This window comes from Nocardia sp. NPDC058497, assembly GCF_042720195.1.
In the GTDB taxonomy this organism is placed as follows: Bacteria; Actinomycetota; Actinomycetes; order Mycobacteriales; family Mycobacteriaceae; genus Nocardia.
This window is the reverse complement of sequence record NZ_JBHXMY010000189.1, coordinates 1-10144: the sequence shown is the minus strand read 5'-3', so window position 1 is coordinate 10144 and position 10144 is coordinate 1. Positions and strand designations below refer to the sequence as shown.

The 10144-nt window shown below is 68.0% G+C and carries 10 protein-coding genes; 6 read left to right on the top strand and 4 right to left on the bottom strand.

Features of this window, described 5'->3' with window-relative positions:
• From ACFWPJ_RS15160 to ACFWPJ_RS15135, 6 genes are all read left to right on the top strand, one after another.
• On the top strand, positions 1 to 784 hold a 784-nt coding region (locus ACFWPJ_RS15160; RefSeq protein ID WP_378851526.1), incomplete at its 5' end, for an MCE family protein.
• On the top strand, positions 781 to 2043 hold the full coding sequence (locus ACFWPJ_RS15155) for an MCE family protein (protein ID WP_378851524.1): 1263 nt from the start codon (positions 781 to 783) through the stop codon (positions 2041 to 2043). The genes ACFWPJ_RS15160 and ACFWPJ_RS15155, both read left to right, overlap by 4 nt.
• The gene (locus ACFWPJ_RS15150) at positions 2040 to 3260 is read left to right on the top strand and encodes an MCE family protein (protein ID WP_378851521.1); all 1221 of its coding nucleotides are present in this window, start codon (positions 2040 to 2042) and stop codon (positions 3258 to 3260) included. The genes ACFWPJ_RS15155 and ACFWPJ_RS15150 overlap by 4 nt, the downstream gene beginning before the upstream one ends.
• Positions 3257 to 4660 (top strand): MCE family protein, encoded by a 1404-nt coding sequence (locus tag ACFWPJ_RS15145; RefSeq protein ID WP_378851519.1) that lies wholly within the window; start codon positions 3257 to 3259, stop codon positions 4658 to 4660. The genes ACFWPJ_RS15150 and ACFWPJ_RS15145 overlap by 4 nt, the downstream gene beginning before the upstream one ends.
• Positions 4657 to 5481: an Mce protein gene (locus ACFWPJ_RS15140; protein WP_378851516.1), complete on the top strand. Its 825-nt coding sequence runs from the start codon at positions 4657 to 4659 to the stop codon at positions 5479 to 5481. Before ACFWPJ_RS15145 ends, ACFWPJ_RS15140 begins: the two co-directional genes overlap by 4 nt.
• A complete protein-coding gene (locus tag ACFWPJ_RS15135) occupies positions 5478 to 5963 on the top strand; it encodes a h domain protein (RefSeq protein WP_378851513.1) in 486 nt (161 codons plus the stop codon). Before ACFWPJ_RS15140 ends, ACFWPJ_RS15135 begins: the two co-directional genes overlap by 4 nt.
• A 53-nt stretch (positions 5964 to 6016) precedes the next feature.
• Here the strand turns inward: ACFWPJ_RS15135 and ACFWPJ_RS15130 are convergent, their stop codons facing one another.
• From ACFWPJ_RS15130 to ACFWPJ_RS15115, 4 genes are all read right to left on the bottom strand, one after another.
• Positions 6017 to 7459, bottom strand: a complete 1443-nt coding sequence (locus tag ACFWPJ_RS15130; protein ID WP_378851510.1) for an ATP-binding protein — start codon at positions 7457 to 7459, stop codon at positions 6017 to 6019.
• Positions 7456 to 8172 carry a response regulator transcription factor gene (locus ACFWPJ_RS15125; protein WP_378851507.1) on the bottom strand — a complete coding sequence of 239 codons (717 nt, stop codon included), beginning with the start codon at positions 8170 to 8172 and terminating at the stop codon, positions 7456 to 7458. Before ACFWPJ_RS15125 ends, ACFWPJ_RS15130 begins: the two co-directional genes overlap by 4 nt.
• 67 nt (positions 8173 to 8239) lie before the next feature.
• Positions 8240 to 9769 (bottom strand): trehalose-6-phosphate synthase, encoded by a 1530-nt coding sequence (locus tag ACFWPJ_RS15120; RefSeq protein ID WP_378851504.1) that lies wholly within the window; start codon positions 9767 to 9769, stop codon positions 8240 to 8242.
• 67 nt (positions 9770 to 9836) lie between these two features.
• Positions 9837 to 9995: a hypothetical protein gene (locus ACFWPJ_RS15115; protein WP_019044795.1), complete on the bottom strand. Its 159-nt coding sequence runs from the start codon at positions 9993 to 9995 to the stop codon at positions 9837 to 9839.
• Positions 9996 to 10144 lie beyond the last annotated feature (149 nt).

Here is a 10144-nt window from a genome sequence, read left to right as displayed (position 1 = left end):
CGCTATAAAGCCGAAGAGGGCGCTCGGCCGCAACTCGCGGGACGTGGTGCCGACCGGCCCCGGCGCGATCGGCACCGGCGACACCATCCCGGTCGAGCGCACCACCTCGCCCTACTCGCTCAACGAAGCGCTGAGCGATCTCGGTGGGACCGTGCGTGATCTCGATCTGGATCAGGTCGACCAGACCCTCGACACCCTGTCGGCGGCCTTCGCCGCCACGCCGGGCCCGCTGCGCAACGCGCTCGACGGTGTCACCGCGCTGTCGCGCAGCATCAATGTGCGCGACCAGGCGCTGACCGACCTGCTGGCCCGGGCACAGAATGTCACCAAGATCCTGGCCGATCGCAGCACCCAGCTCAATACGCTGCTCATCGACGGCAACGAGCTGCTCGGCGAGCTCGACCGGCGCCGGGCGGCGATCAATCAGCTCGTCGTCTACATCGATGACGTGGCCAGGCAGCTCTCGGGCCTGGTCGCCGACAACGAGCCACAGATGCGGCCGACGCTGGACCGCCTGAACTCGGTACTCGCGCTGCTCCAGCGCAACGAACAGAACCTCAACGAAGCCCTCGACGGCCTCGGCCCCTACGCCGCCGCGCTCGGTGAGCAGGTCGGCAACGGGCCCTGGTTCAACGCCTACGTGGTGAACGCGACCAGTACCGAATTGCGCCCCCTCGTCGACGCGCTGGTCTGGCCGGAACAAGTGCCACAAGACCTGATCGACATCTTCACCCACCCGAGGACGCCGTACATCGCTCCTGCTGAGGAGGATCCCCCGCGATGAGCTTGACCCAGCAGGTGCGCGGGTTGCCGCGCTGGACGATCGCGGTGGCGGTGGTAGTGATCGCGGCACTGGTCGCGGTCGGCGTCTACCTCGTCACCGGCGGCGGAAAGAACACGGTGACCGCTTCGTTCACCTCGACCACCGGCCTTTACAAGGGCGATGAGGTTCGGGTGCTCGGCGTCACCGTCGGCAGCATCGACTCGATCGAGCCGGGCAAGGGCCAGGTGCGCGTGCAGATGAGTATCGACAGCAGCGTCGATCTGCCCGCGGACGCGCGCGCCGTGATCATCGCGCCGTCGCTGGTGTCGGCCCGCTTCGTGCAGATCGCGCCCGCCTACAGCGGCGGCCCGAAACTGGCCGACGGCGCGCAGATTCCGCTCGAGCGCACCGCGGTTCCGGTGGAGTGGGACGAGATCAAGGCCGAATTGACCAAACTGTCGACGGCGCTCGGTCCGGTCGGTGACGACAAGCAGGGCTCCTTCGGCCGCTTCGTCGACACCGCGGCCGAGAACCTCGACGGCAACGGACAGAAATTCCGGGACACCCTGCGCGAACTGTCCGCGACGCTGACCACCCTGTCCGACGGGCGAACCGACCTGTTCGGCACCATCCGCAACTTGCAGAAGTTCGTCGAGGTGCTCTCGGCGAGCAATGAGCAGATCGTGCAGTTCAGCGGCCGGCTGGCTTCGGTGTCCTCGGTCCTGGCCGGCGCGTCGGAAGATCTCGGCGCCGGATTGGACAGTCTCGATGTGGCGCTCGCCGATGTGAAGCGGTTCCTCGATGGCACCGGGGGTGAGCTGACCGAGGGCGTCGAGCGGCTCGCCGATGTCACCCAGACGCTGGTCGACAAGCGACCCCAGATCGAACAGGTGCTGCACTCCGGCCCGACCGCGATGGTGAACTTCTACCAGCTCTACAAGCCGGCGCAGGGCTCGCTCACCGGCGCGGTGGCGCTGAACAACACGGCCAATCCACTCAGCTTCCTGTGTGGTTCGATCCGGGCGCTCGAGCACAACAACTCGGACAGGTCCGCGGATCTGTGCGCGGAGTTCCTTGCACCGGTGATCAGTTCGCTGGCAATGAATTACGTGCCGATCATGACCAACCCGGCCAGCGGCGTGACAGCCTTCCCCGAGCAGCTGGTGTACAGCGACCCGAGTCTGGCCGGCGCGGGCCAGCCGAACCAGGCCCCCGCCGCTGCTCCGATCACCGTGCCCGAAGGTCTTGCCGGGCTTGCCGTTCCAGGAGGACAGCGATGAGGCGGCAACGCATACTCGCCGGGCTGGCCGTCGGCGTCGCCGTCGCGCTCGGCACCACCGGCTGTCAATGGGACGGGCTCAACTCCCTGCCCATGCCCGGCTCCGAGGGGCGCGGGCCCGGCTCGTACACCGTGCGGATCCAGATGCCCAATGTCACCACCCTGACCCGCAATTCACCGGTGCGGGTGGACGATGTCGAGGTCGGCAACGTCACCGGGATCGAGGTCGAGGGCTGGCACGCGCTGGTGACGGTGTCGCTCAACCCCGAAGTCCATCTGCCCGCCAACGCGATCGCCAAGATCGGCCAGACCAGTCTGCTCGGCAGCAACCACGTCGAGTTGTCCCCGCCGACCGCGGTCGCGCCGGAAGGGCAGTTGCGCGGCGGCGATGTCATCCCGCTCGAACGCGCGGGCGCCTACCCGACCACCGAGCAGGTGCTGTCCTCGCTGTCGGTGGTGCTCAACGGTGGCGGTATCGCGCAGCTCGAGACCATCACCACCGAACTGAACGCGATGGTGAACGGCCGCGAGGAGGAGATCGCCGACCTGCTGCCGCAGCTCAACGAGCTGACCACCGGGCTGGAGCGGCAGACCGGCAGCATCATCGCCGCGATGGAGGGCCTGGACCAGCTGTCGGTGAAACTGGCCGGTCAGCGTGACGTGATCGCCGAGGCGATCGAACAGATCCATCCCGCGCTCACCGCGCTGGCCGACCGGTCGGCGAGCATCACCACGGCGATCACCGCGCTCGGTGAGCTCGGTGACGTCAGCGAACGCCTCATCAAGACCAGTGGCGACGATCTGGTGGCTAATCTCCGCAGCCTCGGTCCGGTGCTGAAGACACTGGCCGACACCGGAAACAACCTGATCCAGGCGCTGGGCATCCTGCCGACCTTCCCGTTCCCGATCAAGAACCTCGACAACGCGGTCTTGGGCGACTACATGAACTTGTTCATCACGTTCGACCTGACCGCCAGCCGCCTCGACAGCAACTGGCTCACCGGAACCCCGCTCGGCGGTCGCTTCGGTGGTGTCGAGGGTGTCGTCGGTTCGTTCGCGCCGTCGACCGCCACCGATGCCGCTGACCCGGCCACCGCGCCGTTCGCGGCCCCACCGGCTCCCGCGCCAAGCATTCCAGGGCTGCCGTCCATCCCCGGCCTGCCCGCCATACCAGGTATCACCGCGCCATTGCCCGGTCAGGAAGGGGCGGGTCGATGAAACTCACCCGGTTCGTGCGAGCCCAGCTCGCGATCTTCGCGGTGCTCACCGTGGTCGGTCTCGTCGTGATGGGCGGTACCTACCTGCAGGTGCCCGCGATGCTCGGGATCGGTCGGTACGCGGTGACCGTGCAGCTGGCCGCCACCGGTGGGCTCTATCCCACCGCGAATGTCTCCTACCGCGGGCAGAACATCGGCAAGGTCGAGGCGGTGCGCCTGACGACGGCCGGAGTCGAAGCGGATCTGTCGATCGACAGCGACTACAAGGTGCCCGCCGATTCGAGCGCGTGGGTGCGCAGTGTCTCGGCCATCGGCGAGCAGTACGTCGACCTGGTGCCCACCGAGCAACCGTCCGACAAGAATCTGCGCGACGGCTCGGTGATACCGGTGCAGCGCACCCACCTGCCGCAGGACGTCGGTACGATGCTCGACCAGGCCGACAAGCTGCTCGCCACCGTCGCCGACACCCGCCTGAAGCAGGTGATCGACGAGGCGTTCCTCGCGTTCAACGGCGCCGGGCCCGATCTACAGCGGTTCATCGACTCGGCGGCACTGCTGGTGCAGCAGGCCGAAACCGATATCGAGCCGACCAAGAAACTGCTCGACCAGATCGGTCCGCTGCTGGACACCCAGACCCGTTCCGCCGACGACATCCGTTCCTGGACAGCGGATCTGGCCACGGTCACCGATCAGCTGCGCGAGCACGATCCGGCGCTGCGGAGCCTGTTGAACAACAGTCCTTCCGCGATGGAGACGGTGACCGAGCAGTTCCAGTCTCTGCGCCCCACCCTGCCGCTGCTCGCCAGCAATCTGGTGAGCCTCGGGCAGGTCGGCGTGACGTACAACGCGAGCCTGGAACAGCTCATGGTCGTCTTCCCGCCGCTGATCGCGGCGCTGCGGACCGCCATCCGCGGGCCGATCCAGTACGGTGTGATGGTCGACTTCATGACCGTCCTCAACGACCCGCCCGCGTGCACCACCGGCTTCCTGCCCGCGGACCAGTGGCGACAGCCGAGCGACCTGACCGAGATCGATACTCCACCCGGGCTGTACTGCAAGGTGCCGCAGGACTCGAATATCGCGGTCCGCGGCATCCGCAACACGCCGTGCATGGAGTTCCCCGGCGTCCGGGCGCCGACGCCCGAACTGTGCCGGACGGGATTCGTGCCGGAAGGCAACAACCCGCCGTTCGGCCCGGTGCAGCCGGTCGCTCCGGCCGCCGCACCCGCAGGCGCATCGACGGGTGGTGTGACCCCCGCCGCAGCGCGCCCTTATGATCCGTCCACCGGCAGCTATCTCGGCACCGACGGACGCACGTACCGCCAAGGCGACATCGCCGCGGATGGCTCGGGCACCGTTCCGGCCAGCTGGCAGGCGATGTTGGAGGAGCAGCAGCGATGAACGACAACGACAACCGCCGCCCGCGCAGGCGGGCCGCACGCTCGGCCGGACCACCGGTCGACGAGACGGCGGCCGGAACGGTCACCATCAGTAAGAGCGAAACCGCATCAACCGCGGACGACACGGTGAAGTTCACCGAGGCGACGGTGCGGTCCGAGGACGCGACGGTGAAGCTCACCGACGCGACCGTGAAATCCGCCGCGACCGTGAAGTCCGGCGTCACCACCGTGAAGCCCGCGGACGACACCGTGAAGCTCGCGGACGCCGTCCCGGCGACCACGGACAAGTCCCAGGTCGATCTGGCGAAGTCCGCCGACGACACCGAAGCGGCCCCGCGCTCGGGCGCCCGCATCCTGGCCCTCGCTGCGGCGATCGTGCTCGTTCTCGCCTTGGTCGCCGGCGCCGGTTTCGCCGCCTTCACCGCCTACTCGGTGAATCGGGACGAGGACCTGCGCGCGCAGTACACCGAGACCGCCCGCCAAGCCGTGCTGAACCTCACCACGATCCGGGCCGACACGGCCAAGGATGATATCGACCGGATTCTCTCGGTGGCTTCCGGCGACTTCAAGACCGAGTTCGACGGTCGCGTCGATCCGTTCATGGACATCGTCAAGCAGGCGAACGTGGTCTCCACCGGCGAGGTGGTCGAGTCGGGCATCGTCTCGGCCGACGACAAGTCCGCGCAGGTGCTCGTCGCCGCGAAGCAGACGGTGAGCAACAACGGCTCGCCCGAACCGCAGTCGCGGCAATACCGGTTCCGGATCACCGTGTCGAACAGCGATACCGGAATGACCGTGTCGAAAGTGGAGTTCGTCGGATGAGCCAGCGTATGAAGATCGTCTTCGGCAGTCTCGCCGCCCTCGGCCTGATCGCCGCGATCGTCCTCGGTGTGAGCGGCTATCAGCTCTGGCAGCACGACCGGACCGAGCAGGCCCGCACCGACGCGATGAGCACGGCCAGTCGCACGGTCAGCGCCATGTTCACCTACGAACCCGCCACCGTCGACACCGAGCTGCCGAAGGCGGCCGACGGTCTGACCGAGTCCTTCCGCAGCGACTATCTGAAGCTGATCGAGCAGGCCATCGCGCCGGGCGCCAAGGAGAAGCAGCTCACGGTCAAGGCCACCACCCAGGCCGAGGGCGTCGTGTCCGCCGATCCCGAGCACGCCGTCGTGCTGCTGTATCTGAATCAGCTGACCACCAGCAAGGACACCCCCGACGGCACCGCTTCCGGTAGCCGGGTGCGGGTGTCGCTGGACAAGGCCGACGACCGCTGGCTGGTCGCCCAGGTCACTCCGGTCTGATCCACCGCGACGCGGATCGCATCATCCACCGTGGCCGTCGGCCCGGCCTGAACTCAGGCCGGGCCGCGGTCGTCTCGGGGCAGCCGGACCACGAACGTCGCGCCACCGCCCGGCGTCGGCGCGACCTCCACCGTGCCGTTGTGGGCCGCCACCAGCGCGGCCACGATGGATAGGCCGAGGCCGGTGCCGCCGCTGCTGCGGGCGCGTGAGGTGTCGGCGCGGTAGAACCGCTCGAAGATCCGCGCGGACTCCTCGGAAGTAAGGCCGGGTCCGGTGTCGGCGACCTCCACGCGCACCTCGTCTTCGGCCGGGGTGAGCCGGACGGTGATCGTCGTGCCGTCCGGTGTGTGCGTGCGGGCGTTGTTGAGCAGGTTGGTGAGAATCTGGCGGAGGCGGTGCTCATCGCCGAGGATCTCCAGGGTGCCGGTGCCCTCGGCGATGTCGAGGGTGATCGGCCGGTGCTCGCCCGCCGCCTCCTCGACCGCGCGGGCGCTGTGCACAGCGTCGCCCGCGATGGCGAGGAGGTCGACCGGCCGCAGGTAGACGGGGCGTTGCGCGTCTAGCCTGGCCAGCATCAGCAGGTCCTCCACCAGCAGGCCCATGCGCTGCGCCTCGTGCTCGATGCGGTTCATGAACGTCGCCGGATCGCCGGTCGCGCCCTGCCGGTACAGCTCGGCGAAGCCGCGGATGGTGGTGAGCGGGGTGCGCAGTTCGTGACTGGCGTCGGCGACGAAACGCCGCATCCGCGCTTCGGATTCGCGTGCGGCGGACTCGGAGGCCTCGGTGGCGGCGAAGGCCTGCTGAATCTGGGTGAGCATGCTGTTGAGCGAGCGGGACAGCCGGTCGACCTCGGTGTCGGTGCCGCGCACCGGAACCCGGCGATGAAGCTGGCCTTCGGCGATCGCGGCCGCGGTCGCCTCGACCCGGCGCAGCGGCCGCAGACTGCCGCGTACCACGAAATAGGCGGCGACGGCGAGCGCGGTCAGCACGATCGCACCGACCACCAGTTGCAGGACGACGAGCCTGCGTACCATGTCGATGTTCTCGGCCAGCGGCCACGCGACGGTCGCCGTCCCCCGGTGTCCGTTCACGGTCAGTACGCGCCACTGATCGGTCGAATCGCCCTGCGAGCCGACGGTGACCGGTTGCAGCGCAGGGGGATCGGGCAGATCGGGTACGGCCCTTGTGCCGAAGACGTTGTCCAGGGTGATGTTGCGGGTTCCGTCGGTGCTCTCGGCCCGCAGGTAATACCGGCCCGGCGGTTGCCGGTCCGGCAATGGCGCGGGCAGTGTCGGCGCCGGCATCCCGACCCGAATCTCCCATTCGGTCGCGGCATCGGTCAACTGCTGGTCGGTGCGGTTTCGCAGCGAGTTCTCCATCGCCTTGGTGACGACGAAACCCGAAGCGACCAAACCGAATCCGGCCATCGCCACCAATATCAGCACCAGCGTCACCCGCAGCGGGATGGCCGAGAACCGGGGGGCGCGCAGCCTCATCGCGCGGCAGGCTCCCGCATCACATACCCGACGCCCCGCAAGGTGTGAATCAACCGCTGCTCGCCGGTGTCGACCTTCTTGCGCAGATACGACACATACGTCTCCACCACCCCGACCTCACCGCCGAAGTCGTAGCGCCACACGTGATCCAGGATGCGCGGTTTGCTGAGCACGCTGCCCGCGTTCACCATGAAATAGCGCAGCAGCGTGAATTCGGTGGGGGACAGGGCAACCGGCTCGCCCGCCTTCCATACCTCGTGGGTGTCGTCGTCGAGTTCGATGTCGGCGAAGCGCAGCCGGGTGCTCGCCTTTTCCGGCGCGGTCTGGCCCGCGCGGCGCAGGATCACCCGCAGCCGGGCCACCACTTCCTCGAGGCTGAACGGTTTGGTGACGTAGTCGTCGGCGCCGAGGGTGAGGCCGGTGATCTTGTCCTCGACCTCGTCGCGGGCGGTCAGGAACAGGACAGGGGCGTCGATGCCGTCGGCGCGTAACCTGCGCAGCAGGCCGAAGCCGTCCATCCCCGGCATCATCACGTCGACGATCAGCGCCTGCGGGCGGAACACGCGCGCCTTGTCCAGTGCCTCGGCGCCGTCGGCGGCCGTCGCCACCTCGAAACCCTGGTAGCGCAGGCTCACCGCCAGCAGTTCGACGATCATCGGTTCGTCGTCGACGACGAGCACCCTGGCTTCGGGTGCATCAGGCACACCGCTCATGGGTCTCATCGTCGCGCACCTCGCTGGGAAGTGGCTGGACCCATGCTGTGAGGTCGCTGTGTGCCGCTCAGCGCGACGATTCGCCGAACACGTCCTCGTCTTCGCTGAGCAGGGCCGAGCCGGCGATATTGCCGTGCGAGAGCGAGTCGAGGAAGGCGCGGGCCCAGCGCTCGACGTCGTGGGTGAGCACCTGGCGGCGCATCGAGCGCATCCGGCGGCGCTTGGTGTCGCGGTCGTCGTCGAGCGCGCCGATGATGGCGTCCTTGACGCTGTCCAGGTCGTGCGGATTGCACAGGTAGGACTGGCGCAGCTCGGCGGACGCGCCGGTGAACTCGCTGAGCACCAGGGCGCCGTTGAGGTCGCTGTGGCAGGCCACGTACTCCTTGGCGACCAGGTTCATGCCGTCACGCAGCGGGGTCACCAGCATGGCGTCGGCGACGACGAAGAAGGCGATCAGCTCGTCGCGGGGGATCGGGCGGTGCAGATAGTGCACGACCGGGTAGCCGACGCGGGCGAACTCGCCGTTGATCCGGCCGACCTGGCGTTCGATATCGCCGCGCATCTTGATGTAGCTCTGCACGCGTTCGCGGCTCGGGGTGGCCAGCTGCACCATCACCGTCTCGGACGGGTCGATCCGGCCCTCTTCCAGCAGCTCCTGCAGCGCGTTGAGCCGGATGTCGATGCCCTTGGTGTAGTCGAGGCGGTCGACGCCGAGCAGGATGTTCTTCGGATTGCCCAGCTCGGCGCGGATCTTGGCGGCCCGCTCGCGCACCGAACGGCGCCGCGAATGCTCGTCGAGCTCGGCGGAGTCGATCGAGATCGGGAACGCGCCCACCCGCACCGTGCGGAAGCCGACCTGCACCACACCCAGCTTGGACCGCACGCCGATGGTGCCGCGCGAGGTGGGCTGACCGGCCAGTCTGCGGGCCAGGTAGAGGAAGTTCTGCGCGCCGCCGGGCAGGTGGAAACCGATCAGGTCGGCGCCGAGCAGGCCCTCGACGATCTCGGTGCGCCACGGCATCTGCATGAACAGCTCGACCGGCGGGAACGGGATGTGCAGGAAGAAACCGATGGTCAGGTCGGGCCGCAGCATCCGCAACATCTTCGGCACCAGCTGCAGCTGGTAGTCCTGCACCCAGACCGTCGCGCCCTCGGCGGCCACCTTCGCCGTCTCCTCCGCGAACCGGCGGTTGACCTCGACATAGGCGGCCCACCAGGCCCGGTCGTACACCGGACGCACGATTACGTCGTGATACAGCGGCCACAGCGTGCCGTTGGAGAACCCCTCGTAGTAGTCCTCGACCTCCTGCGCCGTCAGCGGCACCGGATGCAGTTCCAGACCGTCCTCGATGATCGGCTCGACCTCGACATCGGGCACGCCCGCCCAGCCGACCCAGGCCCCCTTGTTGCTGCGCAGGACCGGCTCCAGCGCGGTCACCAGACCACCGGGGCTGCGCTTCCATCGGGTCGTGCCGTCGGGCAGGCGCTCGAGGTCTACCGGCAGCCGGTTGGCGACCACCACGAACCCCGAGCCCGCACCGGTCGCGACGGATTCGCTGTCATCGGACGGACGGTCGTTGGACTGTTTATCGATCATTGGTCCACTCACGCATCCTTCGCGCGTCGCAGGGTCCCGCTTTGAGGTTGTGGTCGTAGGGGAGGGGTCAGCTGGGGCCGATGCCGAGCATCGACAGCAGCATCCGGCACTCGTCGGCGTCTTCGGCGTATGCCGCGACGACACGCTGTGCCTGGCGAGCGGTCTCGTCGGCCAGTGGCTCGAGCTCGTCGTCGGCGATGTCGTTGGCGCTGCTCTTCGCGGCCATAGTGGTTCGTCCTCCCGGTTTCCAAACGCTCTGCGTGCGAGTAGTCAATAGTATCGGTCGCCTGTGCACGGCCGATGAACTCCCGACCCGATCACCCCACCCCGGTGCAGTGTCGTGGCGGTCCCGTTACCGTGGTTGTCGGACAGCTC